Source organism: Pseudomonas sp. P867, assembly GCF_019891455.1.
GTDB lineage: Bacteria > Pseudomonadota > Gammaproteobacteria > Pseudomonadales > Pseudomonadaceae > Aquipseudomonas > Aquipseudomonas synxantha_A.
In genome coordinates this window covers 265,736-290,630 of sequence record NZ_JAFLXB010000002.1, presented here as the reverse complement: position 1 = coordinate 290,630, position 24,895 = coordinate 265,736, and the positions used below count along the sequence as shown (strand labels likewise).

Sequence of the window (24,895 nt, the reverse complement as noted above, 5' to 3'; positions counted from 1 at the left end):
GAGGCGTCTTGAAAGGGGTCGGGCCTTTCCTCTACCGTAGCGACCTATCTCTTGCAGTGCGGATAAACAATGTCTTTGGCCCCTTTACGCTCCTTGTTTTTGCTGGCGTTCATGGCGGGTGCGCTGACGTTGGGCGCGTCCTTCTATCTGGAATACGGCGCGTTGCTACAGCCTTGCTTTCTGTGCCAGGTACAACGTCTGCTTCTGGCCACTTTTGCGCTGATCAACCTGATGGCCGCCCTTCATAATCCCGGGCGCTCCGGCCTTTGCCTGTATGGGCTGGCGAGCACCGTGTGTGCATTATTGGGTGCCATCACTGCCGGGCGCCAAGTGCTATTGCAGAATATTCCGTCAGGTGCGGGCCGGGATTGCTGGCCCAGCCTGCACTACATGATCGAAAACCTGTCGTTCTGGCAGGCGGCGCGGTCAGTGTTCAACGGGACTGTCGATTGCGTTGAAATCAACTGGACGCTATTTGACCTGAGCCTGCCGGAGTGGAGCCTGTTGTTCTTTGTGGCGATGTTGATCCTGGGTGTCATGCAATGCTCGCGGCTGTTGTTCAGTAAGCATTTGCGCATCACAACGTCATGAAAACGGGACGCGCGTTGTAGGAGGGGATTAAACACTTGTATGAACATTCTCTCCTGCGTACCTTGAAGCCATAGTCCTGCGGGCATAATCTGGCCCGCACGCGTATCCAAACCATTTGTCAGACGCGGCTTTGTTCGACTGCTGCTTAATCCTTCAAGTGTTGCGCAGGTACAGAGCAGCAGCGCCCCTATAGGGAAGAGAGATCATCATGCTGGAAAGTTGTCAGAATGCTCAGGAACGTTGGGGTGGGGTGCACAAGCTGATCGACAGCTGGCTGAAGGCACGCCACGAACTGGTTCGGGCCTTTGATGCTCTCGGTGCCAAGCCCGAAGCATTGGGTGAGAATCGCGAGCCATTGCAGGATTTCTGTGGGGTACTGGTTGACTACGTATCGGCAGGCCATTTCGGCGTCTACGAGCAACTGACCAAAGAGGCGGAAGCCTTCGACGACCAGCGTGGCCTCGACCTGGCAGAGACTATTTACCCGCGCATCGATGTGATCACGGAAAAACTGCTGGCGTTCACCGACCTGTGTGACGCAGGGAAATGCGTAGCGGAAAAATTCAAAGAACTGGGCGCGCTGCTGCATGAACGTTTCGAGCTGGAAGACTGCTTGATCGAAGTACTGCACAACGCCCATAAGGAAGAGGCTGCCACCCAAGTCTGAAGCTTGGTAGGGAGATAAAAAACGGTGCGCATGTCGCACCGTTTTTTATGGGTCAGTGGCGAGTGCCGAGCAGTTCTATCTCGAACACCAGCGGTGTATAGGGCGGGATCAACTCACCTGCGCCGTCTGCGCCATAGGCCTGGGCTGAAGGAATCACCAGACGCCATTTCGCACCCACCGGCATCTGTTGCAATGCACTGTTCCAACCGCTGATCACGCTGTTCAGGCGAAACCATTGTGGTTGCGTACTTTTGTCAAAGACAGTTCCGTCAGGCAGTCGGCCCACGTATTTCACCTGCACTTCATCGCTGGCTAACGGCTTGTTGCCAGTGCCCGGTGCCAGCTCGGTGAGCAGAATCCCATTTGCCAATTCACGAACACCACTGGCGGCGTTTTCCCGAGTTAGAAATTGCTGTTCGGCGGCGAGTGCTTTTTCGCTTTGAGGTAGCTGGGCGTTGGCGGCGTTTTGCGCTTCGTGCTCGGTGAGAATCTGTTCGATGCGCGCGTTGTCGAGCGCCAGCGGCTTGCCTTGATAGGCTTGCTTGAGGCCGTCGATCAGGGCCTGGATCTGCAGGTCGGGGACTTCCTGGCGCAACCGTTCGCCGAGGCTTGCGCCCAAGCTATAGGCTAGATCATGCGCCTCTGTGGCAGTGTTTTTTGACGGCGATTGCTCGCTCGCATCGGCCACGAAGATCGCCAAGCCAAGCACTAGAAAAAGATAACGCGACATGGACATTCTCCCGGCGAAAGTGCGACGGATTATGCCAGTGTGAGTGCGTAAAAACTGGTGAGCATTTGCGTTATATCGATAAGAATTTTCGTACCGTGCAACGCAAGCCCAACGATACTGTCAACATGCGCTAGCGGCGGTAAGAGCAGAGGGCTAGTATGAGCCGCACCCACGTCAGCCAGGAGGTAAACCATGTCGGCCAAACAGAAGCCTGTAAATACCCCGTTGCACTTGCTCCAACAACTTTCGGGCAGCTTGCTCGAACATCTGGAAAGCGCATGTTCCCAGGCGTTGGCCGATGCAGAAAAACTGCTCGCCAAACTGGAAAAACAACGCGGTAAAGCGCAAGAAAAGCTGCACAAGTCCCGTACCAAACTGCAAGACGCCGCTACTGCCGGCAAGTCCAAGGCGCAAACCAAAGCCAAGGGCGCAGTCAAAGAACTTGAGGACCTGCTGGATGCCCTCAAGGATCGTCAAGCTGAAACCCGCAGCTACATTTCCCAACTCAAAAAAGACGCTCAAGAAAGCCTGAAGCTGGCCCAAGGCGTTGGTCGTGTGAAGGAAGCCGTAGCTAAAGCGCTGGGGGCTCGTACACCCGCAAAAGTTGCAGCCAAGCCCGCTGCCAAAACCACTGCTGCCAAGCCAGTTGCTAAAACTGCAGCTGCCAAACCAGCAGCCAAGCCAGCTGCTAGAACCGCTGCCGCCAAACCAGCAGCCAAGCCAGCCGCTAAAACTGCAGCTGCCAAACCAGCAGCCAAGCCAGCCGCTAAAACTGCAGCTGCCAAACCAGCAGCCAAGCCAGCCGCTAAAACTGCAGCCGCGAAACCAGCAGCCAAGCCAGCCGCTAAAACTGCAGCCGCGAAACCAGCAGCCAAGCCAACCGCTAAAACTGCAGCCGCGAAACCAGCAGCCAAGCCAACCGCTAAAACTGCAGCCGCGAAACCAGCAGCCAAGCCAGCCGCTAAAACTGCAGCCGCGAAACCAGCAGCCAAGCCAGCCGCCAAACCTGCAGCCGCGAAACCAGCAGCCAAGCCAGCCGCCAAACCTGCTGCTGCCAAACCAGCAGTCGCCAAGCCAGCCACTCCAGCGGCACCGGCAGCATCCACCGCTCCAACCGCATCGGCCAGCACCACGCCTGCACCGGTAGCGCCAAGCACCACCCCAGCCAGCGCTTCCTAAGCGTCGGTGGCCGCGACGCGCAGCGCCTGCAGCGCGTCGTGGTCAAGGTTGGCGGCTTCGGTCGCCAGGCCTTCAAGCCATTCGTACTGACCCACCACCTCATTGATCGGCCATGCCTGCGCCAAGGTTTCCAGGCGCGCCAGCAGTGTTCGTTCAGCCTCCAGCTCCAGGGCTTTGACCCGCTCGCGCAACGATGCCAGCTGCGTATCCTGCTGCGCCAGGGCTCGCCATTGCACGCGCAGGTATCGCAACGGTTCGACAACCTGCACCCGCCACGGACGGGCAAGCTGTTGCAGCGCCTGCACCCGCTCAGGTGTATGTGCCACACCGCGCCGCTCCAGCCAGGCACCACACAGCAGCAGGCATACATCCGCGCCTTGTTCCTGCAAACGCAGGCAAGCGGCCTCTACACCCGGGCGAGCGTAGGTAGAAAGGGCAAAGCTCCACAGGTCAGCGCACATATTCACACCCAAGCCAGCGGCCAACGAAGCTGGTAGACTCCGCCGCCATTATGATCCGACTTCAAAGCCTAACATTACAGCGTGGCCCGCAACGTCTTCTCGAAGACGCCGAGCTGACCCTGCACGCCGGTCACAAAGCCGGCCTGATCGGTGCCAATGGCGCCGGCAAATCCACGTTGTTCGCCTTGCTGCTCGGTGAGCTGACCCCGGATTCCGGGGACTGCCTGCTGCCGGCCGACTGGCGCATCGCCCATATGCGCCAGGAGATCGACACCCTGGACCGCATCGCGATCGACTACGTGCTCGATGGCGACCTGCGCCTGCGCCAGGTGCAACACGACCTCGCCGAAGCCGAAAAAGCCCAGGACGGTGCCGCCCAGGCCCGTCTGCACGCCGAGCTGGACAGTGCCGACGGCTACACCGCCGACGCCCGTGCCCGCAAAATGCTCGCTGGCCTTGGCTTTACCAACGAACAGATGGACCGCCCGGTCGCCGACTTCTCCGGCGGCTGGCGCATGCGCCTGAATCTGGCCCAGGCACTGATGTGCCCCTCCGACCTGTTACTGCTCGACGAACCGACCAACCACCTGGACCTCGATGCGATCCTGTGGCTGGAGGATTTCCTCAAGAGCTACCAGGGCACCTTGCTGCTGATTTCCCACGATCGGGATTTCCTCGACGCCGTGGTCGACAACATCGCCCACGTCGAACAGAAGAAAATCACCCTCTACCGTGGCGGCTATACCGCGTTCGAACGTGCCCGTGCCGAGCGCCTGGCCCAGCAGCAACAGGCCTTTGAAAAGCAACAGGCGCAACGTGCGCACATGGAAAGCTACATCGCCCGCTTCAAGGCCCAGGCCACCAAGGCCCGTCAGGCCCAGAGCCGCATCAAGGCGCTGGAGCGCATGGAAGAACTGTCGGCGGCCCACGTCGATTCGCCGTTCGATTTTGTGTTCCGTGAGTCGGTGAAGATCTCAAGCCCCCTGCTCGATCTGTCGGACGCTCGCTTGGGCTACGGCGACAAGACCATCCTGGAGAAGGTCAAGCTGCAGCTCACGCCGGGCGCACGCATTGGTTTGCTCGGCCCCAACGGCGCGGGCAAGTCGACGCTGATCAAGAACCTGTCGGGTGAGCTTGAGCCACTGGCTGGCCGCCTGACCCGTGGCGAGAACACGGTGGTGGGCTACTTCGCCCAGCATCAACTGGACTCGCTTGATGCCAAGGCCAGCCCGCTGTTGCACCTGCAACGCCTGGCGCCCACCGAGCGCGAGCAAACCCTGCGCGACTTCCTCGGCGGTTTCGACTTCCGGGGGGCGCGTATCGACGAGCCAGTGCTGAATTTCTCCGGGGGCGAAAAAGCCCGACTGGCCCTGGCCCTGATCGCCTGGGACCGTCCAAACCTGCTGCTGCTCGACGAACCGACCAACCACCTGGACCTGGAGATGCGCCTGGCACTGACCATGGCCCTGCAGGAGTTCAGCGGTGCGGTACTGGTGGTGTCTCACGATCGCCACCTGCTCAAGAGCACCACCGACAACTTCCTGCTGGTGGCCGACGGCAAGGTCGAAGAATTCGACGGCGACCTGGACGACTACGCACGCTGGCTGACCGAGTACCGCCTGCGCAATGCGCCGGCCAGCAACACCCCGGTCAACCCGGACAAGACCGACAAGAAAGCCCAGCGCCAGGCCGCCGCCGCGCTGCGCCAGCAGCTGGCGCCGCACAAGCGTGAGGCCGACAAGCTGGAAGCCGAGCTGGGCAAGGTGCACGAGCGCCTGGCCAAGATCGAAACCAGCCTGGGTGATAGCTCCGTGTACGAGGCGGCGCGCAAGGATGAGCTGCGTGACCTGCTGGCCGAACAGGCCAAGCTCAAGGTGCGCGAAGGGCAATTGGAGGAAACCTGGATGGAGGCCCTCGAACTGCTCGAAACCTTGCAAGCGGAGCTGGAGGCGCTGTCCTGATGGAAGCGTTGCAACTGCCGGTACCGGCGCAATGGGTCGAGCCCGTATGGATCGGCGTGCAAATCCTGCTGATCCTGCTGGCCGGCTACCTGGCCCAGCGCTTCGTCGCCAAGGGCCTGACGCGCCTGGGTGAGCGTTACCCGTTCCCGCCGCAACTGCTGATGCCCCTGCGCGGCGGCTTGCGCTGGCTGATCATGGGCAGTGCGCTGATCTTTGTGCTGGGGCGCCTGGGGGTGTCTGCCACGGTGTTGTGGACGGCGCTGTCAGGGTTTGTCGCGGTAGCGGCAGTGGCGTTCTTCGCCATGTGGTCGGTGCTGTCCAACCTGTTGTGCGCAATTCTGATCTTCACCGTCGGGCCGTTCCGCCTTGGGGATATTGTCGAGCTGGTGGACACCGTCGACAAACCCGGCGTGAAGGGCAGGGTCGTGGCGATCAACCTGCTTTACACCACATTGATCGAAGTAGAAGAAGCCGGGACCAGCAGCGCGATGGTGCAAGTGCCTAACAGCTTGTTCTTTCAGCGCTCGGTGCGCCGTTGGCCTGGCACCCATGTATTTCCGGGCGACCGCTAGCGTTTACATCTTGTAAAAATCTATAGCCAGCCTTCGGTCGGTAGAGTTAGCTTAAAGGCACAATCGCTGACTCCCTTCTGAGGTGCGCAATGGCTCTCGACACATGGCTGGCCTTTTTCCTGGCCAGTTGGATCATCTCCCTTTCTCCTGGCGCCGGTGCCATCGCCTCGATGTCCAGCGGCCTGCAATACGGTTTTGTCCGTGGCTACTGGAACGCCATTGGCCTGCAACTGGGCCTGGCGATGCAGATTGCCGTGGTCGCGGGTGGCCTGGGGGCCATTCTGGCGGCGTCGTCTACCGCGTTCTATGCGATCAAATGGTTTGGCGTGGCCTACCTGGTGTACCTGGCCATCAAGCAATGGCGCGCCCTGCCCATGGACATGACCGATGACGCCGCCGTGCGCCCGATCGGGAAGCCGATGGCGATGATGTTCCGCGGCTTTTTGGTCAACGCCAGCAACCCTAAGGCCCTGGTGTTCATGCTGGCGGTGTTGCCGCAATTCGTGAACCCGCAGGCGCCGCTGTTGATTCAGTACCTGATCCTCGGTGCAACCATGATCAGCGTCGATATGATCGTGATGGCGGGTTACACGGGGTTGGCGTCGAAAGTCTTGCGTCTGTTGCGTACGCCTAAACAACAGAAGCGCGTAAACCGCACATTCGCCGGCTTGTTTGTTGGCGCTGCCGGCTTCCTCGCCAGCCTGCATCGCGCTACTGCGTAATTGCCGAAACCGAATCGAAATGTGGAAGGGGCAAGCTCCCTCCCACATTGGATTTAGGGGTGATATGAAATAACACCTTGAGTCGAATTCATTAAAGCTCAACAATAGTGTTACTTCGTATTTCCACTTGAGATTCATTCATGACTGCCCCTTTCCGCTTTCTTGCGTGGCTGCTGTTGCCGGCGCTGATGTCGTGCAGCTTCAATCTCTTGGCCGCGACCGCCGAAGGCGCGCCACAGGCCCTGCATTTGCTGGATTACATCGGCGCCGACTACCCGCCTACGGTAGAGGCAGGCAAGGTGGTAGACGACTCGGAATACCGCGAGCAGGTGGAGTTTCTCGGAGTGCTGCAGGGTTTGGTGGCTGATCTGCCCGACAAACCCGAGCGCGCTGAGTTGATAAGCGGCGTTAATGAATTGCTGGCGGCGGTCACCGCCCATCAGGACGGCGCGAGCGTGGCCCGCCAGGCTCGTCAGTTGGGCGCCAAGCTGGCCGTGGCGTATGAAGTCAGCCAAGCACCGGCCATCACGCCGGACCCGACACGCGGCGCGCCGCTTTATGCCCAGCATTGTTCGGTATGCCACGGCACTGTCGGCGCCGGTGATGGTCCGGCTGGCATGGGCATGACGCCGCCCCCCGCTAACCTGCGTGACGCCACGCGCCTGGATCGCTTGAGCCTGTATGCGATCTACAACACCCTCGGTCTGGGTGTCGAAGGCACTGATATGCCGTCGTTCGCTGACCAACTGGACGATCGCCAGCGCTGGGACCTGGCGACCTATATCGCCGGTTTCACCGCCGACCCGGCTGCCGCCAAAAGCGAGCAGGCGTTCAACCTCGCCGACCTGGCGCGCCAGACCCCCAATGAAGTGCTCGCCGCTGACGGCCCTGGCGCTGCGGCGACGTTCCGCGCCCAGCGTGCACAGCCGCCACAGGTTCAGCGTGGTCCCGCGCAGTTGCTCGACTACACGGCCGCCACGCTGGACAAGAGCCTCGCGGCTTTCCGCAACGGCGACCACGAGCAGGCCTATGATTTGTCCGTCGCTGCCTACCTGGAAGGCTTCGAGCTGGTGGAAAGCTCCCTGGATAACGTCGACGCCAATGTGCGCAAAGACACCGAGAAGGCCCTGATGGCCTATCGGCAATCGTTGCAGGATGGTTTGCCTATGGAGCAGGTGCAGCAGCGTCTGGACGTTGCCAAAGGCAAACTCACTGAATCCGCCGGCTTGCTGGGCGGCGATGGCCTGAGCTGGTCATTGAGCTATATCTCTGGCCTGCTGATCCTGTTGCGCGAAGGCCTGGAAGCGATTCTGGTGCTGGCGGCGATCCTCGCCTTCCTGCGTAACACCGGCCAGCAGTCGGCGGTTCGCAGCGTCAACGTCGGTTGGGGCCTGGCGCTGTTGGCAGGCTTGGCTACGTGGGCCTTGGCGGCGTATGTGATTGACGTCAGCGGGGCCCAGCGAGAACTGCTCGAAGGCTGCACGGCGCTGTTCGCCAGCGTGATGGTGCTATGGCTCGGCGTGTGGATGCACGACCGGCGTCACGCGGCAGCCTGGCAGGATTACATCAAGAGCAGCCTGGTGGGCGGCGGCGGCCGTTTCGGTTTTGCCGTGCTGGCGTTCTTCTCGGTTTATCGCGAGCTGTTCGAAGTGATCCTGTTCTACGAAACCCTGTGGCTGCAGGCCGGCCCTGCCGGGCACAACGCGGTGCTGGCCGGTGGTGCCACTGCGCTGGTGCTGCTGGTGGGCCTGGCCTGGGTGATCCTGCGTGGCTCGGCGAAGTTGCCGTTGGCGCTGTTCTTCGGCATCAACGCTGCGTTGCTGTGCGCACTGTCGGTGGTGTTCGCCGGGCACGGTGTCAAGGCCTTGCAGGAGGCGGGCATCTTCGGCACGCGGCCGGTGGCGTTTTTTGACTTCGACTGGCTGGGCATCCATGCCGATGCGTATTCGTTGGGCGCGCAGGCTGTGGCGATCCTGGCGATTGTGGTGCTGTATGGCCGCAGCCGGCTGACCGAGAAGCGCCGGGCGGCGGCGTAGCATGCGGGTATGGATCGACGCCGACGCCTGCCCTCGGGCGGCCAAGGACCAGGTAGTGAAGTTTGCCCTCAAGCGCCAGTTCGAGGTGGTGCTGGTGGCCGGGCAGATCCAGATCAAGCCGAGCTTTTCCTGTGTGAAGCTGATCGTGGTGCCCAGTGGCCCCGACGCGGCCGATGATTACCTGGTTGAGCACGCCGTACCCGGCGAACTGGTGATTTGCAGTGACGTGCCCTTGGCCGATCGGCTGGTGAAGAAGGGCGTCACGGCCCTCGATCCGCGAGGCAAGGAGTTCAGCCCGGCGAACATGAGTGAGCGCCTGGCGGTGCGCAACCTGTTCACCGACCTGCGTGAGCAAGGTCAGATGGGCGGCGGACCACCGCCCCATGGCGAGAAGGATAAGCAGGCGTTTGCCAATGCCCTGGACCGAATCCTTACACGTCTTATGCGCCCAGCCTGACCTGTCAGTCGTTCTCGTGGGTCAACTCCAGCACCCGATCGACCAACTTGTTGATCCCTGACGCCACTTCACTGATGTTCTTGCCGAGCATATACGCCGGCGTACTGACCAGCTTGCGCGCCTTGTCCTCGACGATATCTTCCACCGTGCATTCGTGGTGCGTGGCGCCCATCTTGTCCAGGGCAGCCGCTGTGTCGGCATCGTTACCGATGGTGCAGGTCACGCCAGGGCCGTAGATCTTCGCGGCCAGGGCCGGAGAGATGCAGATCAACCCCACCGGCTTGCCTGCTTCGGCAAACGCTTCAGCCAGTTCCAGCACCTGCGGGTTGACGCTGCAGCCGGCGCCCTCCACGGCGAAGTTCGACAGGTTCTTCGCTGCGCCAAACCCGCCCGGCACGATCAGGGCGTCGAAGTCGGCGGCATTGGCTTGGCCAATATCCTTCACTGCGCCCCGGGCGATACGCGCAGACTCCACCAGCACATTGCGCGACTCGGGCATTTCTTCGCCGGTGAGATGGTTGATCACGTGCAATTGCGCAATATCGGGTGCAAAGCATTCCACTTGAGCGCCGCGCTGGTCCAGGCGCAGCAACGTGATCACGCTCTCGTGAATCTCTGCGCCGTCGTATACGCCACAGCCGGAAAGGATCACTGCAATCTTTTTGCTCATGGGCATTTCTCCTGATTCATGGCGTTAAATGTCTACTAATTTGTAACCTGTTGCCAATGGGATCTCACGTCGCTGCACCTAATCTTGATGTAACAAAAATAGACCGGACTAGCCCATGGACTTTGTGCCTTACGCAGTACCGTTTTTTATCGCCCTGATCGTTGTGGAGCTGCTGGCCGACCGTTGGCGCGGTGCACGCAACTACCGAGTAGCGGACGCCATCAACAGCCTCAGCACCGGTGTGCTGTCCACCACGACCGGTTTGCTGACCAAGGGCGTGGGCCTGTTGACCTACGCGTTCGCCCTCAAGCACCTGGCGCTCATCGAGCTGTCGGCCCAGAGTGCCTGGACCTGGGTGTTCGCCTTTGTGTTCTATGACTTCTGTTATTACTGGCTGCATCGCATGGGCCATGAGCGCAATATCCTGTGGGCCGCGCATTCGGTGCATCACCAGAGCGAGGACTACAACCTCACCACCGCCTTGCGCCAGACCAGCACCGGTTTTCTGCTGAGCTGGATCTTCTACCTGCCTCTGGCTGTGGTCGGCGTGCCGCTGGTGGTGTTTATCAGCGTGGCTTCGCTCAACCTGTTGTATCAATTCTGGGTCCATACCCGCCACGTTCCCAAGCTGGGCTGGTTTGAGTGGTTCTTCGTGACGCCGTCCAATCATCGGGCCCACCACGCACAGAATGCTCTCTACATGGATCGTAACTACGGCGGGGTGTTCATTATTTGGGACCGGCTGTTCGGTACTTTTCAAGAGGAAGACGACAACGAGCCGGTGATCTTTGGGGTAACCACACCCCTGGCCAGTTGGAACCCGCTGTGGGCCAACCTGCAGTTTTATGCGCAGTTATGGAGTGACGCCCGGCGCACCGAAAGCTGGCGGGACAAGTTGCGCATCTGGTTCATGCGCACCGGCTGGCGCCCGGCGGACGTCAAAGCCAAATACCCGATAGCCAAGCCGGACCTGAGCCAGTTTCGCAAGTTCGAAGTGCCTTTGGATGCGCGGCAGCAGGTCTACATCGCCTTGCAATTTGCTGCTTATGTGGGCTTTGGCAGTTATCTGATGAATTTCGGTGAGGGCTTGCCTGCGGCGGCGTTGGTGCTCGGCTGGGGCGCGATGGCGCTGGGCCTGTTTACGTTGGGGGTGGCGCTGGAGAATCGCCCATGGGCGTTGAAGGCCGAGCTGGCGCGCCTGGCGCTGAACCTGCCGTTGGTATGGCTGGCGCCGCTGGTCGGCTTGTGGCCTGCCAGCCCTCTCGCCTGGCTGGGCCTGGCGAGCTACAGCCTGCTCAGCGTGATTGGTCTCTACTGTTGCAGAGGCCGTTTTACTCGGTTGGCGTCTTAGGCGTTTCGACCGAGGCTTGCTCGACAGCCTGTCGCGCCTTGGCCTCGGCACACGCTTGGCGGGCGATGCGAGCATTCTTGAAGCGACGTCGCAGCCACAGGCCAAAGCCCAGCAACAGCAAGGCGCCCAGTACCCATAGCTCGTACTTCTTGACGCTGCCGAGCATACCTTCCAGCACCGCACCGAAATGATAGGCCGCAGCCCCCAGTGCAGCGGCCCAGATCGCCGCACCAATACCGTTGAGGATCAGGTAGCGCATCGGCGGGTAACCGGACAGGCCGATCGCCACGGGCATCACCGTGCGCAACCCGTAGACGAAGCGAAAGCTCAGCACCCAGATATCCGGGTGCTTGCGGATATGCTCCAGTGCCTTGTCGCCCATCAACTGCCACCGCGGCTTGCGTGCCAGCAGCTTGCGGCCGTGCTTGCGCCCCATGTAGTACCAAAGCTGGTCGCCGGCATAGCTGCCAAAAAAGGCAACGACCACCACCAGGTTGATATCCATGTAGCCACGAAACGCCAGGAAGCCTGCGAGTACGAGGATGGTCTCGCCTTCGAAAAACGTGCCGAGAAAGAGGGCAAAGTAGCCGAAGTCATGCAGAAATTGTTGAAGCATGGTCTGGGGTGCTGGCGAAATGAACGCGCAGCCTACGCCTTCACGAAGATTCATGAAAGTATCGAGATGTGTCACGAAGTGAACAATTCCTACATAAATGACGAATGCGACTACAGGTCGCATCGATAAGCACAACTGTCATTCCTTCGTCATAATGGCCGCTTATAACTGCAACGCTCGCCCGTAAACGCGGGCTCAGGAGTCTGTCGTGAGCTTTACCCCTGCCAATCGCCTGTTCCCCGCCACTCGTCTGCGTCGCAATCGTCGTGATGATTTTTCTCGCCGCCTGGTACGTGAAAATGTACTGACGACGAACGATCTCATCCTGCCGGTCTTTGTGCTCGACGGTGAAAATCGTCGGGAAGCAGTCGCCTCGATGCCGGGTGTGGAGCGTTTGACCATTGATCAGTTGCTGATCGAGGCGGCCGGTTGGGTCGAACTGGGGATCCCGGCACTGGCGCTGTTTCCGGTGACCCCACCGCAGCTCAAGTCTCTGGACGCCGCCGAAGCCTGGAACCCGCAAGGGATCGCGCAGCGCGCCACCCGTGCCCTGCGCGAGCGCTTCCCGGAGCTTGGGGTGATCACTGACGTGGCGTTGGACCCGTTCACTACGCACGGCCAGGATGGCATTCTTGACGAAGAGGGTTATGTTCAGAACGACATCACCGTCGATGCACTGGTCAAGCAGGCTTTGTCGCACGCAGCGGCGGGCGCCCAGGTGGTTGCGCCGTCGGACATGATGGACGGGCGTATCCAGGCGATTCGCGAAGCCCTTGAGCTGGCCGGTCACGTCAATGTACGAATCATGGCCTACTCGGCCAAATACGCCAGCGCCTATTACGGCCCCTTTCGCGATGCGGTGGGGTCGGCGCTGAACCTGGGCAAGGCCAACAAGGCTTCGTACCAGATGGACCCGGCCAATAGCCAGGAAGCGCTGCACGAAGTGGCGGCCGACCTGGCCGAAGGCGCAGATATGGTGATGGTCAAGCCCGGGATGCCGTACCTGGACATCCTTTATCGGGTCAAAGAGGAATTCAAAGTGCCGACCTTTGTCTATCAGGTCAGCGGTGAATACGCCATGCACATGGCGGCGATCCAGAATGGTTGGTTGAGTGAAGGGGTGATCCTCGAATCCCTGACTGCCTTTAAACGTGCCGGCGCTGATGGCATTCTGACCTACTTCGCCGCCCGCGCTGCCCAATTGCTTAGAGAGCAACAATAGCCCTCACAGGAACACTCGATGAATACCGAAGGACTCTCCGAAGTTGCCGTAAAAGACGCTCACCCGGTGGTTGAACAAGTTTCCCAGACCCCGCCGGAGCTGGAGCCTGCCCCGCCAGCGGTGGTTGCCGAAGCACCTGCGCCGGCACCGGTGGCCGTGGTCACCAACCTGGATGACAGCAGCCTGTACATCCATCGCGAGTTGTCACAACTGCAATTCAACATCCGCGTGCTGGAGCAGGCGCTGGATGAGTCCTACCCGTTGCTGGAGCGGCTGAAATTCCTGCTGATCTTCTCCAGCAACCTGGATGAGTTCTTCGAGATTCGCGTTGCCGGCCTCAAGAAGCAGATCACCTTCGCCCGTGAACAAGCCGGGGCCGACGGCCTGCAACCGCACCAGGCGTTGGCGCGCATCAGTGAGCTGGTACATGGTCATGTGGACCGCCAGTACGCAATCCTCAACGACATCCTGCTGCCGGAACTGGAAAAGCATCAGGTCCGCTTCATTCGTCGTCGTCACTGGACCGCCAAGATCAAGACCTGGGTGCGCCGTTACTTCCGGGACGAGATTTCGCCGATCATTACCCCCATCGGCCTGGACCCTACGCACCCGTTCCCACTGCTGGTGAACAAGAGCCTCAACTTCATCGTCGAGCTTGAAGGTATCGATGCCTTCGGTCGCGATTCGGGTCTGGCGATTATCCCGGCCCCGCGTCTGTTGCCACGCATCATCAAGGTACCGGAAGAGGTAGGGGGCGCTGGCGACAACTATGTATTCCTGTCGTCGATGATCCATGCTCACGCCGATGACCTGTTCCAGGGCATGAAGGTCAAGGGCTGCTACCAGTTCCGCCTGACCCGTAACGCCGACCTGGCACTGGATTCCGAAGACGTCGAAGACTTGGCTCGCGCCCTGCGTGGCGAGTTGTTCTCGCGGCGTTATGGCGATGCGGTGCGTCTGGAAGTGGCGGACACCTGCCCCAAACACCTGTCGGACTACCTGCTCAAGCAGTTCAACCTCGCCGAATCCGAGTTGTACCAGGTCAACGGCCCGGTGAACCTGACGCGCCTGTTCAGCATTACCGGCCTGGACAGCCATCCTGAGCTGCAATACAAGCCGTTCACGCCACAGATCCCGAAACTGCTGCAAAACAGCGAGAACATCTTCAGCGTTGTGAGCAAGCAGGACATTCTATTGCTGCACCCCTTCGAGTCGTTCACCCCAGTGGTCGACCTGCTGCGCCAGGCCGCCAAGGACCCGCATGTTCTGGCCGTGCGCCAGACCCTCTACCGCAGTGGCGCCAACTCGGAAATCGTCGATGCGCTGGTAGATGCGGCGCGTAACGGCAAGGAAGTCACCGCGGTGATCGAGCTGCGTGCGCGTTTCGACGAAGAGTCCAACCTGCAACTGGCCAGCCGTCTGCAAGCGGCCGGTGCGGTGGTGATCTACGGCGTGGTCGGTTTCAAGACCCACGCCAAGATGATGCTGATCCTGCGCCGTGAAGCCGGTGAGATCGTGCGCTACGCCCACTTGGGCACCGGCAACTACCACGCCGGCAACGCCAAGCTCTACACCGACTACAGCCTGCTGACATCCGACGACGCACTGTGCGAAGACGTCGGCAAGTTGTTCAGCCAGCTCATCGGCATGGGCAAGACCTTGCGCATGAAAAAGCTGCTGCACGCGCCGTTCACCCTCAAGAAGGGCATGCTCGACATGATTGCCCGCGAGACCCAGTTTGCCCTCGATGGCAAGCCGGCGCACATCATCGCCAAGTTCAACTCGCTGACCGATCCGAAGATCATCCGCGCGCTGTACAAGGCCAGCCAGTCGGGCGTGCGCATTGATTTGGTGGTGCGTGGCATGTGCTGCCTGCGCCCGGGTATTGTCGGCGTGTCGCATAACATCCACGTGCGCTCGATCATCGGCCGCTTCCTGGAGCACACCCGTGTGTTCTACTTCCTCAACGGTGGTGAAGAGCAGATGTTCCTCTCCAGCGCCGACTGGATGGAACGCAACCTCGATAAGCGTGTGGAGACCTGCTTCCCGGTAGAAGGCAAGAAGCTGATCATGCGGGTCAAGAAGGAGCTGGAAAGCTACCTTACCGACAACACCCACAGCTGGAGCCTGCAGTCGGACGGGCGTTATGTACGCAACACCCCGACCGGCAACCAGAACCCGCGCAGCGCGCAGGCGACGTTGCTGGAGAAGTTGGGTAGCCCGATTCTTGCGGTGAACTAAAACCCAGCACCAGCAAGGTCTAAAAAATGTGGGAGGGGGCTTGCTCCCTCCCACATTTGTTTTGCAGTGTGCTTTAGCGCAGGTTCAGGCTGAACCCCACCCGCGTCAGCCATTCCGCTTCCTGGGCGAAGTCCGCCTGGGTCAGCTGGTTTTCATCCAGCCAGCCCTTGGGGAAGATCACTTCCAGGCTGTCATCAGCAGCGCGCAGTTTTACCTGGGGCATTTCCTGGGTGCCACGAATGTGGTGGAACAGGATTGCAAAGCGCAACAGCGCGCACAGGCGAATCAGCTTGATGCCGTCTTTGCCGAATTCGGCAAATTTGTCCTTGGGAATATTGCGGCGATGGCCGCGCACCAGCAGCGCGAGCATCTGTTGGTCTTCGCGGGAGAACCCAGCCAGGTCCGAGTGCTCGATCAGGTAGGCGCCGTGCTTGTGGTAATGGTAGTGGGCGATGTCCAGGCCCACTTCATGCACCTTGGCAGCCCAGCCCAGCAGCTCGCGCCAGACGCCGTCTTCCAGGTCCCAATCGGCGGCCACCTGGTCGAAAGCGTGCAAGGCTTTACGCTCCACGCGGGCGGCTTGTTCCAGATCGACGTGGTAGCGCTCCATCAGCGAGCTGAGGGTGCGCTCGCGCACGTCTTCGTGGTGATGACGGCCCAGCAGGTCATAGAGCACGCCTTCGCGCAGGGCGCCGTCACAGTGGTCCATGCGTTGCAGTTCGAGGGCGTCGAAGATGGCTTCGAGAATCGCCAGGCCCGCAGGGAAAATGGCGCGTCGATCAGGTTTGATGCCGTCGAAGTCGATTTTCTCCGCATCCCCCAGCTTGAACAGCTTGCGCTTGAGCCACGCCAGACCTTCGGCATTCACCTCGCCAGTGCCATGGCCGCCAGCCTTCAAGGCCAGACCGATGGCGCGGATGGTGCCGGACGAGCCGATGGCTTCATCCCAGGTCAGGCGGTGCAGGGCATGTTCAATGCTCATGATCTCCAGCCGCGCCGCCGTGTAAGCCTGGGCATAGCGCGCCGGCGTGATCTTGCCATCCTTGAAGTAACGTTGAGTGAAGCTCACGCATCCCATCTGCAGGCTTTCACGCAGCAGTGGCTCGAAACGCTGGCCGATGATGAACTCGGTACTGCCGCCACCAATGTCCGCCACCAGGCGTTTGCCGGGCGTGTCGGCCAGTGTGTGGGAAACGCCGAGGTAGATCAGGCGCGCCTCTTCACGGCCAGAGATAACTTCCACCGGGTGCCCGAGGATTTCCTCGGCACGATGGATAAACTCATTGCGGTTTCGGGCTTCGCGCAACGCGTTGGTGCCGACGATGCGTACGGCGCCAGGCGGCATGCCATTGATCAATTGCGCAAATCGCTTGAGGCAGTCGAGCCCGCGCTGCATGGATTCTTCATTGAGCTTGCGCTCGTCGTCGATCCCGGCGGCCAGTTGCACTTTTTCGCCGAGCCGCTCAAGGATGCGGATCTCACCGTTCTGGGCCTTGGCCACGACCATGTGAAAGCTGTTGGAGCCCAGGTCGATGGCGGCGATCAAGGACAGATTCTTGGCTTGGGATTGCGGCATGGTTTGGGGATCTCGGTCGATAACCTTGCCATCGTGCCACGATCGACCGCTGGAGCCAACGCGTTGTGCTTCGGTAATTTTCCCGATGTGGTCTGTAGGAAAATTTTTGAAAGTTCAGGGCTGCTTCGCAAGTTTCCAGCAAACAAACTTTTCGACGATGTAAGACGTTTTAACCGGATGCAGTTGTAAGTATTTAGATAATTTCTCCTACAGTGAGTGGGGCTAGATGTTGTTCTATATCTTGCTCAAGACTACAAGGTCGATAGGTTAAAGTAATTTTTATGCTGGCTGGAGCCTACAATAAATACCGTGCTGTCTGATTTTTTATCCGGGCATCTACGCGCCAGACTGTCACTCGGCAATTCTGCCGGGGTGTTATTTATTTATAGTTTTTGTATCAGGGATAATAAGCTGTTGGGCGACGGAGTCGCCAAAACCAAAATAAAGAGCGCCTGCTAACTTCAAGTGACAGGACGAACATGAAAAAAATTATTGGATTGACTTTCGGCATCGCATGTCTGGCTGCGACCCTGCAGGTTCAGGCAAACACGAGCGCCCAGTTAGTCGTCAGGGGGACGATCACGCCTGCGGCGTGCAACCTCAGCCTGGCGGGCAGTGGCATCATCGACTACGGCACTATTCGCTCCGGCGAATTGTCTCGCACGGCATTCAACCCCCGTGAAGAGAGGACCACGTCTCTGGTTATCAATTGCGGCACTACGCCTGCCAGGTTCGGGCTCACCTTTACAGATCTGCAAGCGGGGAGCAAGGTGGCAGGCATCCTGGGGGCGGGCTTTTCCGAAGCGCAGAATTTCGGTCTGGGGATGGCAGCGTCCCGGCGCACTGGTGGCTATTCGGTCACCCTCAGGGACCTCCGCTCTACCGGAACAACGTTGTTTCCGATCATGCGCACCGGGCTCGGTGCCTGGCAGAACAGCGACGGCAGGGTTGCCCAATCGCCCAGTCAGTACTCCTGGCGTAATAGCGTGACTGTCACCCCTGCCGCTATTAGCCAACTGACCGCCACGGTGGCGGTGAAAGCAGTGATCAACAAGGCCCAGGACTTGGACCTGAGCCGCGACATCTCCATAGATGGGCGCGCCACGCTTGTATTGAGTTACATCTAAACAACCGAAAGCAGCCGATCAAGAAAGCCAACCCTTTCTTGTTGGCTGTTTTTCTTTGGGCGTTGGATGGCCAAACGTCAACTTCATAAGTTGTGGGGAATATTGAGTGCGTGTTTTTTTAATAAGTCTTACGTGGCTATGGAGTGTGTTTTTCAGTGTGGTTGCTACGGCGGACGGGATGTTGCCGGAAACAACTGTGGTCGTGCTTTACGAAGAAGTTGGCGAAGCCTCGATCAATATCAAGAACACCGATGCAGGGCCGGCGTTGCTTCATTCTGTTATTGAAAACGTGCCTGAAGATCTGGAGCCGCTACTGATTGTCACGCCTCCCATTACCCGTGTGGAAGCGGGGGATACGCAACTGGTGCGTTTCATCAGCACGTTGAAGCAGCCGCTCAAGACCCAACGGCTCAAGCGCGTATCTTTTGAGGGCATTCCCCAGGCGCGTGCCGCGGATGGTGCGACCATCGGTATCACTCTTCGGCAGAATCTGCCGTTGATCCTGCATCCCAAAGACTTGCCACGCCACCAAACGCCGTGGGAGCTGCTGAGGTGGGAACGGGTCGCAGAGCGACTCACCGTCCACAACGACAGCGCTTACGTCGTACGCCTGGCGCCGCATGTGCAGCTGCTTCCACAAGGCGTTCAAGCCACACTGCCGCGCACCTATGTCTTGCCGGGTGAGGCATTGGCGTTGAAGGTTGACGGTGCTTTGAGCGATGTGGCGCAGGTTGAGATTCAACCCGCCACGGTCTATGGATTTTCGGTAGATAGCTACCGTGCACCGGTCAACACAGATGCGCGTTGATCGGTTCATGATCGTTTCTTCGGCGCGCGGTATTGCTGGCCCGTTCCGGCCCTGCAAATCCAGATTGTTCATTGGGCTCACGGTGCTATGGGGTTTGCCTGGCATGACGGCTGCGCTGGAGCTTGGTGAGGGATTTGACCTGGCTGCGCTGACGACCCACGGCATAGACCCCCAGGTCTCCGATTACTTTCGCAGTGCGGCGCGCTTTCGTGAAGGTATTCAAGTGGTGGGATTGCGCGTCAATGGCAATCCCCTTGGGCTGGTCGATGCTCTGTTCGATTCGCAGGGAGGGCTGTGTTTCACTCCCGGGTTGCTGGAGAAGGCGGGGTTGGTAAAGCCTCGGGAGATCATTCGAGAAGGCGCCACGCCCGATCAGGCGTGTCATGACTTCCTCGGTGCGTTCCCGGCGACCATGGTGCGCTTGCGCCCCGGTACTGACGAAGTGGCGCTGGTGGTGCCGACCCAGGCTTTGCGTGAACCCGAATGGGAGAGCGGGCGTTCTTCCCGGGGCGGCGCGGCCGCGTTGTTCAACTATGACGTACTGGGTTATGACAGCCACTCGCGTAGCGGCCCGACCCGGTTCGTGTCGGCCTATACCGAAGCGGGCTTCAACCTGGATGACTGGATTGTTCGCAGTCGCCAGTTCTATGTGTCCGACAACGGCCATACCCGTACCGAGCACCTGCATGCCTATGCCCAACGGGATATCGCCGCGTTGCAGTCGACCTTCCAGGTGGGCCAGCTCTCCAGTAATAACCCGCTGTTTGGCGGGATCCAGCTGTCCGGCTTGCAGTTCTCCCCTGATGGGCAGTCCAGGGCCCCGGCGGGCGGCAATAATGCGGTGGTCGAAGGCTTGGCCCAAAGCCAGTCGCGAGTTGAAGTGCGCCAGTCCGGGGTGTTGATCCACAGTACATTGGTGCCCGAAGGGCCGTTTCGGTTGACGGGGGTACCGCTGCTCAATGGCACCAGTGACCTTGATGTCAGTGTGATTGACGTGCGTGGCGCCAGGCGCAGTTTTGTCGTGCCGGCGGCTTCGTTCGCGGGTGCTGCCCCATCGGCGCCGGGCTATTACTTTTCGATTGGCCAGCTGCGCAAAACTGCAGGTGAAGAGGGGCCATCACCGGTGGTCGCCATGGGCAGTGGCACCTGGGGGCTGGGGCGCGATGCGTCTGCGGGTTTTGGCTTGTTGAGTACCGATGACTATTGGGCCGCAGGTGGCACTCTGAGCAGTGTATTTTTCCAGCGGGTCTCTGTGAGCGCACGACATAACCTGTCCCGAGACAGCCACAACGCGGTGTCCGGGTCACGCAGCAGCGTCTCCGTGAGTAGCCCACTGGTTGCCGATCTAGATGTCAACTTAAGTGCAACCACCCAGACGCGCGGTTATCGCGAGGTCACTGAGGCAGGTCGGTCGCTCAGGGGCGATGAGCTGAACTCGCACTTCAAGAACCAATACACCGCGGGCATGAGCTGGGCCGACCCCACACTGGGCATATTTTCGCTGAACTACACTCGCAGTGCTCAATTTGGCGGGCAGACGAGCGAGCACGTATTCGCCTCCTGGAATAAGTCGTTCGGTCGCGTCGATGTCGCATTTATCGCGGACTCGCAAGTGGGCGGTACGCGGGCCCGCCGAGACGCCCCACTGGATGGCAGCCGGCGTGACAGTGCCTTGGATCACGACTTGTCCTTGCGGTTGCAGGTCAGCGTGCCGCTGGGCGGGGATCGGCGTGTGAGCAGCTTCACGAGCCGCCGTGGGGACCACTTCACTGCGGGTACCGCGCTCAGCGAAAGGGTCAACGAGTATGTGAATTACGAAGTCGGCATCGAGCGTGACATGCGGGCCCGGGAGCAGTCAGTGCGCGGGCGGGTGGACCTGTTGCCGCGCTATACCCAAGTGGGCCTGGGCGTCAGCCGCGATTCCCTGGGCACCAGCTATACCGGGCAGTTGCGGGGCGGTGCAGTGGCGCATGAAGGCGGGGTGACCTTGTCGCCTTATAGCGTGCAAGACACGTTCGGCATCGTCTCGGTCGGCGATATCGGCTCCGCAAAAATCCAGACGCCGCAAGGCCCTGTCTGGACCGACTTCAAAGGCCAAGCGGTGATCGCGGGCTTGCCGGCCTACACCAACAGCCGAGTCGAAGTGCAGACTCAATCCTTGCCCAAACGAGTGGACCTGAAAAACGGCACCCAAGTGCTTACGGCGGGCCGAGGTTCGTTCAATACCGTGGATTTTGACGTAGTGAAAGTACGCCGAATGCTGGTGACTGCGAGCGATCAGCACGGCCGACCGTTACCTCAGGGCGCTTCGGTATTGGGCAAGGGCAACCGCTTTCTCACCAGCGTAGTAGGTGAGGGCATGATTTTCCTCAACGACGTTACGGAGTCGCAAAGCTTGCGGGTTTCATTGCCGGACTCTTCCACTTGCCTACTGCACATTGACCCTGAGGCCAAGCCTGACAATGACAAATTTTATGAAGCCGCATCGGCGGTATGCCGAGGTGATTAAAAAGGCCCTGAGCCCGCCCTTGGCGCTGTTTTGCACACTGCTGGCGCCGCTTGATGCGATGGCTGAGAACTGCCACCTGTCGCTGGGCCAGCCGCGTATCGACTATGGCCAGATACGCAGGGATGCCCTGGTTGAAACCACTTCCGTGGTACTGGCAACCCGCTCGTTGAGTGTCAATGTACTCTGCGCCGAGCCTGCGGCCATGGCGTTGCGTTTTGTTGGCGCGGCAGCCGATGGGCAGGGATTTCGGTTCGGTCGCGAGGGGCATTTGCGGCTGAGTATCAAGCATGCCCAGGTAGATGGGCGTACCGTCGGGTGGTCGGCTGCCCACGTGCCAGGTGAGGCGGACAGAGGCCAGTTGTTGCCCGGCCAGGTTTTGGTGGCTCGAGCAGCAGGGGGGCCGGTGGTAGGGCGGCGACTCACCGCCCAGGTCGATATCGATACCCAATTGCCCTTCGATGCCTTGTCGGTGCGCAGGGAGACGCACCTGGAGGCACGGGGCATTTTTGAACTGGTCAGCCCGGCTGTTCAACCGAGCCAATGAAGTTGGCGAGCTCTACGGTACTAGGGTTGGCAAACAACACCTTCGGGTCGCCGGTTTCATGCACTTTGCCTTGGTGCATGAACACCAATTTGTCGCCAACTTCCCGGGCAAAGCGCATTTCGTGGGTGACCATGATCAGCGTCATGCCGTCCTGGGCCAGTTGACGCACCACGCTGAGCACCTCATTGACCAACTCCGGGTCCAGGGCCGAGGTAATCTCATCGCACAACAGCACCTTGGGTGACATGGCCAGCGCGCGGGCAATGGCGACCCGTTGCTGCTGACCACCGGACAGCCGATCGGGGAAGGCGTCGAACTTCTCGCCCAGCCCAACGCGTTCGAGCATTTGCCTGGCCAACTGTACCGCTTTGGCCTTGGGCACTTTTTGCACCACTTGTGGTGCCAGCATCACGTTTTCGCCGACGCTCAGGTGCGGGAACAGGTTGAACTGCTGGAACACCATGCCGACTTTCTGCCTTAGGCTGCGCAGGTCGGCGCGGGCGGCATCAAGGTATTCGCCATCGACTTCGATCACACCGTCATTGATCGACTCCAGGCCATTGAGGGTACGCAGCAAGGTGGACTTGCCCGAGCCGCTACGGCCGATGATCGCCACAACCTGGCCTTCTTCCACCGTCAGGTCGATGCCCTTAAGGACGTGATGATCGCCGTAATACTTATGCAGGGCAGAAATTCTAAGCAGAGGCATGCAGTCTCCTTTCCAGGTAGCGCGCACTGAGGGACAAGGGGTAGCAGAGCAGGAAATAACCGAGGGCCACCAAGCCGTAGACCATAAACGGCTCGAAGGTGGCGTTGGCGAGCATGCCGCCGGTCTTGGTCAGTTCGGTGAAGCCGATGATCGAGGTCACGGCGGTGCCTTTGACCACCTGCACCGAGAAACCCACCGTTGGCGCAACGGCAATGCGCAGCGCTTGGGGCAGGATCACAAAACGCAGTTGCTCAAAAGGGTTCAGGGCCAGACTGGCCGAGGCTTCCCATTGGCCATGGGCGATGGAGTCCACGCAACCGCGCCAGATTTCGGCCAGGTAAGCGCTGGTGAACAGGGTCAATGCGATTGCAGCTGCCAGCCAGGGCGATATGTCCACGCCAAGCAGGGCAACGCCGAAAAACACCAGGAACAACTGCATCAGCAAGGGCGTGCCCTGGAACAGTTCGATATAGGTGCGGGCAATATTGCGTGGGAAAGCTTTGCGGCTGATGCGCATCGTCATCACCAGCAGGCCGATCAGGCCACCGCCCACAAATGCTACCAGTGACAGCAGCAGGGTCCACTGCAGGCCAGTGAGCAGGTTGCGCACGATGTCCCAGAGGGTGAACTCACTCATCGACTGTTCCTCATCACAAACCGCCGGCCGATCCAGTTGAGCAGTTGGCGAATCAGCAGCGCCATGCACAGATACACCAGGGTGGTCAGGGCATAGGTTTCAAAGGCGCGGAAATTACGCGACTGGATAAAGTTGGCGGCAAAGCTCAATTCTTCGGTGGCGATCTGCGAACACACCGCCGAACCGAGCATCACAATGATGATCTGGCTGCTCAGGGCCGGCCACACCTTGCCCAGCGCCGGTAGCAGTACCACGTGACGGAACGCTTCGAAGCGCGTCATCGCCAGCGCGGCGGCGGCTTCCAATTGCCCGCGCGGGATGGCCTGGATCCCGGCGCGGATGATCTCGGTGGAGTACGCCCCCAGGTTGATCACCATTGCCAGCACAGCGGCTTGCCACTCGGTGATTTTCAACCCCAGGGACGGCAGGCCGAAGAAAATAAAGAACAACTGCACCAGAAACGGCGTGTTGCGGATCAATTCGACATACACACCAAAGATCCATGCAAACGGCTGGATCTTCCACGCCCGCACCACGGCACCGACGGTGCCCAGGGCAACCCCAAGGAGGGCGCCGATGGCCGTCAGTTCAAGGGTAAACAACGCGCCGCGCAGCAGCAGGTCGGTATTGGCCAGCACCGGCACAAAGTCGAATTGATAGGCCATCGTTCAACTCCGCCTCAGAGGTCAGCAGGCAGCGGTTCTTTGAGCCACTGCAGTGCGTTTTTTTCCAGGCTGCCGTCCGCCTTGGCCGCAACCAGGATCTGGTTGACCTTCTCCAGCAGCGCCGGCTCGTTCTTGTTCACGCCTACGTACACCGGCGAATCCTTGAGCTTCACCTTCAGCGCGGGGACGCGTTTGGGGTTGCGTTCGCTGATTGCGACCATGACCACGTTGCCGCTGGCGATCAGGTCGACCTGGCCGGCCAGGTAAGCGGCGATGGTTGAGTTGTTGTCCTCAAAGCGCTTGATCGTGGCTTCCTTGGGCGCCACGGCGGTCAGCTCGATATCCTCGATGGCGCCGCGGGTTACGCTGATGGTCTTGCCCTTGAGGTCGTCGATCGTGCTGATTGCCGCCTCGGGTGGGCCGAACACCGCGAGGTAGAACGGCGCGTAAGCCTTGGAGAAATCAATGACCTTTTCGCGTTCGGGGTTTTTGCCCAGGCTGGAGATCACAAGGTCCACCTTGCCGGTGGTAAGGAACGGAATGCGGTTGGTGCTGTTGACCGGGGTCAGTTCCAGCTTGACCTTGAGCTGGTCGGCCAGCAGCTTGGCGGTGTCGATGTCCAGGCCACGTGGCTGCATGTTGGGGCCGACCGAACCAAACGGCGGGAAGTCCTGGGGCACGGCGACCTTGAGGGTGCCACGGGCGACGATATCGTCCAGACCATTAGCCTGGGCGGGTGCCTGGCTCAGCATCAGGCTGGCAAACAGGGCAGTGAGCAGGGCGCTGTAGCGCTTGGTCATGGCAACTCTCCGAAAAAGGCGAAGGAATTTTCTGAGTTTGCTCA

24 protein-coding genes are annotated in these 24,895 nt (G+C 60.1%); 15 read left to right on the top strand and 9 right to left on the bottom strand.

The annotated features are described in order from the left end of the window. The first annotated feature begins 69 nt into the window (after positions 1 to 69). Entirely contained in the window at positions 70 to 591 is a 522-nt protein-coding gene (locus J1G33_RS04840) for a disulfide bond formation protein B (RefSeq protein ID WP_078822616.1), read from the top strand. A gap of 208 nt (positions 592 to 799) precedes the next feature. Continuing rightward, positions 800 to 1,258 (top strand): Rsd/AlgQ family anti-sigma factor, encoded by a 459-nt coding sequence (locus tag J1G33_RS04835; RefSeq protein ID WP_032878791.1) that lies wholly within the window; start codon positions 800 to 802, stop codon positions 1,256 to 1,258. 52 nt (positions 1,259 to 1,310) lie between these two features. Here the strand turns inward: J1G33_RS04835 and J1G33_RS04830 are convergent, their stop codons facing one another. Then, positions 1,311 to 1,988 (bottom strand): FKBP-type peptidyl-prolyl cis-trans isomerase, encoded by a 678-nt coding sequence (locus J1G33_RS04830; protein ID WP_103734174.1) that lies wholly within the window; start codon positions 1,986 to 1,988, stop codon positions 1,311 to 1,313. 192 nt (positions 1,989 to 2,180) lie between these two features. Here J1G33_RS04830 and J1G33_RS04825 point away from each other — a divergent pair, with 192 nt between their 5' ends. After that, positions 2,181 to 3,167 (top strand): AlgP family protein, encoded by a 987-nt coding sequence (locus J1G33_RS04825; RefSeq protein WP_223017771.1) that lies wholly within the window; start codon positions 2,181 to 2,183, stop codon positions 3,165 to 3,167. Here the strand turns inward: J1G33_RS04825 and J1G33_RS04820 are convergent. Further along, a complete protein-coding gene (locus J1G33_RS04820) occupies positions 3,164 to 3,628 on the bottom strand; it encodes a TIGR02444 family protein (protein WP_032878795.1) in 465 nt (154 codons plus the stop codon). The genes J1G33_RS04825 and J1G33_RS04820 overlap by 4 nt on opposite strands. A 50-nt stretch (positions 3,629 to 3,678) precedes the next feature. Here J1G33_RS04820 and J1G33_RS04815 point away from each other — a divergent pair, with 50 nt between their 5' ends. From J1G33_RS04815 to J1G33_RS04795, 5 genes are all read left to right on the top strand, one after another. Then, positions 3,679 to 5,589: an ATP-binding cassette domain-containing protein gene (locus J1G33_RS04815; RefSeq protein WP_032878796.1), complete on the top strand. Its 1,911-nt coding sequence runs from the start codon at positions 3,679 to 3,681 to the stop codon at positions 5,587 to 5,589. After that, entirely contained in the window at positions 5,589 to 6,161 is a 573-nt protein-coding gene (locus tag J1G33_RS04810; protein WP_005792426.1) for a mechanosensitive ion channel family protein, read from the top strand. Before J1G33_RS04815 ends, J1G33_RS04810 begins: the two co-directional genes overlap by 1 nt. Positions 6,162 to 6,250: 89 nt before the next feature. Next, on the top strand, positions 6,251 to 6,883 hold the full coding sequence (locus J1G33_RS04805) for a LysE family transporter (protein ID WP_005792425.1): 633 nt from the start codon (positions 6,251 to 6,253) through the stop codon (positions 6,881 to 6,883). Between the two features lie 140 nt (positions 6,884 to 7,023). Continuing rightward, positions 7,024 to 8,919 (top strand): FTR1 family protein, encoded by a 1,896-nt coding sequence (locus tag J1G33_RS04800; RefSeq protein WP_223017770.1) that lies wholly within the window; start codon positions 7,024 to 7,026, stop codon positions 8,917 to 8,919. A gap of 1 nt (position 8,920) precedes the next feature. Continuing rightward, entirely contained in the window at positions 8,921 to 9,376 is a 456-nt protein-coding gene (locus J1G33_RS04795; RefSeq protein ID WP_223017769.1) for a YaiI/YqxD family protein, read from the top strand. A 4-nt stretch (positions 9,377 to 9,380) separates the two neighbouring features. Here J1G33_RS04795 and elbB read toward each other — a convergent pair whose 3' ends face one another. Beyond that, positions 9,381 to 10,046, bottom strand: coding sequence for an isoprenoid biosynthesis glyoxalase ElbB (gene elbB, locus J1G33_RS04790; protein ID WP_005792422.1), 666 nt, complete (start codon positions 10,044 to 10,046; stop codon positions 9,381 to 9,383). 115 nt (positions 10,047 to 10,161) lie between these two features. Here elbB and J1G33_RS04785 point away from each other — a divergent pair, with 115 nt between their 5' ends. After that, positions 10,162 to 11,397, top strand: coding sequence for a sterol desaturase family protein (locus J1G33_RS04785; protein WP_223017768.1), 1,236 nt, complete (start codon positions 10,162 to 10,164; stop codon positions 11,395 to 11,397). Here the strand turns inward: J1G33_RS04785 and J1G33_RS04780 are convergent. Continuing rightward, entirely contained in the window at positions 11,378 to 12,013 is a 636-nt protein-coding gene (locus tag J1G33_RS04780; RefSeq protein ID WP_194439549.1) for a DedA family protein, read from the bottom strand. The genes J1G33_RS04785 and J1G33_RS04780 overlap by 20 nt on opposite strands. Before the next feature lie 208 nt (positions 12,014 to 12,221). Here J1G33_RS04780 and hemB point away from each other — a divergent pair, with 208 nt between their 5' ends. Continuing rightward, the gene (gene hemB / locus J1G33_RS04775; protein WP_005792419.1) at positions 12,222 to 13,235 is read left to right on the top strand and encodes a porphobilinogen synthase; all 1,014 of its coding nucleotides are present in this window, start codon (positions 12,222 to 12,224) and stop codon (positions 13,233 to 13,235) included. Positions 13,236 to 13,253: 18 nt separating this feature from the next. Continuing rightward, positions 13,254 to 15,476 (top strand): polyphosphate kinase 1, encoded by a 2,223-nt coding sequence (gene ppk1 / locus J1G33_RS04770; protein ID WP_005792418.1) that lies wholly within the window; start codon positions 13,254 to 13,256, stop codon positions 15,474 to 15,476. Positions 15,477 to 15,549: 73 nt separating this feature from the next. Here the strand turns inward: ppk1 and ppx are convergent, their stop codons facing one another. After that, positions 15,550 to 17,052 (bottom strand): exopolyphosphatase, encoded by a 1,503-nt coding sequence (gene ppx, locus J1G33_RS04765; RefSeq protein ID WP_005792416.1) that lies wholly within the window; start codon positions 17,050 to 17,052, stop codon positions 15,550 to 15,552. A gap of 479 nt (positions 17,053 to 17,531) precedes the next feature. On the opposite strand from ppx, the gene J1G33_RS04760 reads away from it, so the two are divergent. The 4 genes from J1G33_RS04760 (at position 17,532) to J1G33_RS04745 (ending at position 22,040) form a co-directional block, all read left to right on the top strand. Beyond that, on the top strand, positions 17,532 to 18,179 hold the full coding sequence (locus tag J1G33_RS04760; protein WP_078822608.1) for a DUF1120 domain-containing protein: 648 nt from the start codon (positions 17,532 to 17,534) through the stop codon (positions 18,177 to 18,179). A 121-nt stretch (positions 18,180 to 18,300) separates the two neighbouring features. Further along, on the top strand, positions 18,301 to 18,987 hold the full coding sequence (locus J1G33_RS04755) for a fimbria/pilus chaperone family protein (RefSeq protein WP_256584575.1): 687 nt from the start codon (positions 18,301 to 18,303) through the stop codon (positions 18,985 to 18,987). 103 nt (positions 18,988 to 19,090) lie between these two features. Then, positions 19,091 to 21,496 (top strand): fimbria/pilus outer membrane usher protein, encoded by a 2,406-nt coding sequence (locus J1G33_RS04750; protein ID WP_262416729.1) that lies wholly within the window; start codon positions 19,091 to 19,093, stop codon positions 21,494 to 21,496. Further along, positions 21,462 to 22,040 (top strand): hypothetical protein, encoded by a 579-nt coding sequence (locus tag J1G33_RS04745; protein ID WP_223017766.1) that lies wholly within the window; start codon positions 21,462 to 21,464, stop codon positions 22,038 to 22,040. Before J1G33_RS04750 ends, J1G33_RS04745 begins: the two co-directional genes overlap by 35 nt. Here J1G33_RS04745 and J1G33_RS04740 read toward each other — a convergent pair. The 4 genes from J1G33_RS04740 to J1G33_RS04725 are packed head-to-tail and all read right to left on the bottom strand — an operon-like array spanning position 22,012 to position 24,851. Beyond that, the gene (locus J1G33_RS04740; RefSeq protein ID WP_223017765.1) at positions 22,012 to 22,749 is read right to left on the bottom strand and encodes an amino acid ABC transporter ATP-binding protein; all 738 of its coding nucleotides are present in this window, start codon (positions 22,747 to 22,749) and stop codon (positions 22,012 to 22,014) included. The two genes, J1G33_RS04745 and J1G33_RS04740, sit on opposite strands and share 29 nt — an antisense overlap. Next, positions 22,736 to 23,386, bottom strand: a complete 651-nt coding sequence (locus J1G33_RS04735) for an amino acid ABC transporter permease (protein WP_032878807.1) — start codon at positions 23,384 to 23,386, stop codon at positions 22,736 to 22,738. Before J1G33_RS04735 ends, J1G33_RS04740 begins: the two co-directional genes overlap by 14 nt. Next, positions 23,383 to 24,051 carry an amino acid ABC transporter permease gene (locus J1G33_RS04730; protein ID WP_032878808.1) on the bottom strand — a complete coding sequence of 223 codons (669 nt, stop codon included), beginning with the start codon at positions 24,049 to 24,051 and terminating at the stop codon, positions 23,383 to 23,385. The genes J1G33_RS04735 and J1G33_RS04730 overlap by 4 nt, the downstream gene beginning before the upstream one ends. A 14-nt stretch (positions 24,052 to 24,065) precedes the next feature. Continuing rightward, entirely contained in the window at positions 24,066 to 24,851 is a 786-nt protein-coding gene (locus J1G33_RS04725; RefSeq protein ID WP_103734179.1) for a transporter substrate-binding domain-containing protein, read from the bottom strand. Positions 24,852 to 24,895 lie beyond the last annotated feature (44 nt).

Coding starts and splice junctions, on each gene's coding strand:
- J1G33_RS04840 (WP_078822616.1), top strand. CDS start 70: ATGTCTTTGGCCCCTTTACGCTCCTTGTTTTTGCTGGCGTTCATGGCG.
- J1G33_RS04835 (WP_032878791.1), top strand. CDS start 800: ATGCTGGAAAGTTGTCAGAATGCTCAGGAACGTTGGGGTGGGGTGCAC.
- J1G33_RS04830 (WP_103734174.1), bottom strand. CDS start 1,988: ATGTCGCGTTATCTTTTTCTAGTGCTTGGCTTGGCGATCTTCGTGGCC.
- J1G33_RS04825 (WP_223017771.1), top strand. CDS start 2,181: ATGTCGGCCAAACAGAAGCCTGTAAATACCCCGTTGCACTTGCTCCAA.
- J1G33_RS04820 (WP_032878795.1), bottom strand. CDS start 3,628: ATGTGCGCTGACCTGTGGAGCTTTGCCCTTTCTACCTACGCTCGCCCG.
- J1G33_RS04815 (WP_032878796.1), top strand. CDS start 3,679: ATGATCCGACTTCAAAGCCTAACATTACAGCGTGGCCCGCAACGTCTT.
- J1G33_RS04810 (WP_005792426.1), top strand. CDS start 5,589: ATGGAAGCGTTGCAACTGCCGGTACCGGCGCAATGGGTCGAGCCCGTA.
- J1G33_RS04805 (WP_005792425.1), top strand. CDS start 6,251: ATGGCTCTCGACACATGGCTGGCCTTTTTCCTGGCCAGTTGGATCATC.
- J1G33_RS04800 (WP_223017770.1), top strand. CDS start 7,024: ATGACTGCCCCTTTCCGCTTTCTTGCGTGGCTGCTGTTGCCGGCGCTG.
- J1G33_RS04795 (WP_223017769.1), top strand. CDS start 8,921: ATGCGGGTATGGATCGACGCCGACGCCTGCCCTCGGGCGGCCAAGGAC.
- elbB (WP_005792422.1), bottom strand. CDS start 10,046: ATGAGCAAAAAGATTGCAGTGATCCTTTCCGGCTGTGGCGTATACGAC.
- J1G33_RS04785 (WP_223017768.1), top strand. CDS start 10,162: ATGGACTTTGTGCCTTACGCAGTACCGTTTTTTATCGCCCTGATCGTT.
- J1G33_RS04780 (WP_194439549.1), bottom strand. CDS start 12,013: ATGCTTCAACAATTTCTGCATGACTTCGGCTACTTTGCCCTCTTTCTC.
- ppk1 (WP_005792418.1), top strand. CDS start 13,254: ATGAATACCGAAGGACTCTCCGAAGTTGCCGTAAAAGACGCTCACCCG.
- ppx (WP_005792416.1), bottom strand. CDS start 17,052: ATGCCGCAATCCCAAGCCAAGAATCTGTCCTTGATCGCCGCCATCGAC.
- J1G33_RS04760 (WP_078822608.1), top strand. CDS start 17,532: ATGAAAAAAATTATTGGATTGACTTTCGGCATCGCATGTCTGGCTGCG.
- J1G33_RS04750 (WP_262416729.1), top strand. CDS start 19,091: ATGACGGCTGCGCTGGAGCTTGGTGAGGGATTTGACCTGGCTGCGCTG.
- J1G33_RS04745 (WP_223017766.1), top strand. CDS start 21,462: ATGAAGCCGCATCGGCGGTATGCCGAGGTGATTAAAAAGGCCCTGAGC.
- J1G33_RS04740 (WP_223017765.1), bottom strand. CDS start 22,749: ATGCCTCTGCTTAGAATTTCTGCCCTGCATAAGTATTACGGCGATCAT.
- J1G33_RS04735 (WP_032878807.1), bottom strand. CDS start 23,386: ATGAGTGAGTTCACCCTCTGGGACATCGTGCGCAACCTGCTCACTGGC.
- J1G33_RS04730 (WP_032878808.1), bottom strand. CDS start 24,051: ATGGCCTATCAATTCGACTTTGTGCCGGTGCTGGCCAATACCGACCTG.
- J1G33_RS04725 (WP_103734179.1), bottom strand. CDS start 24,851: ATGACCAAGCGCTACAGCGCCCTGCTCACTGCCCTGTTTGCCAGCCTG.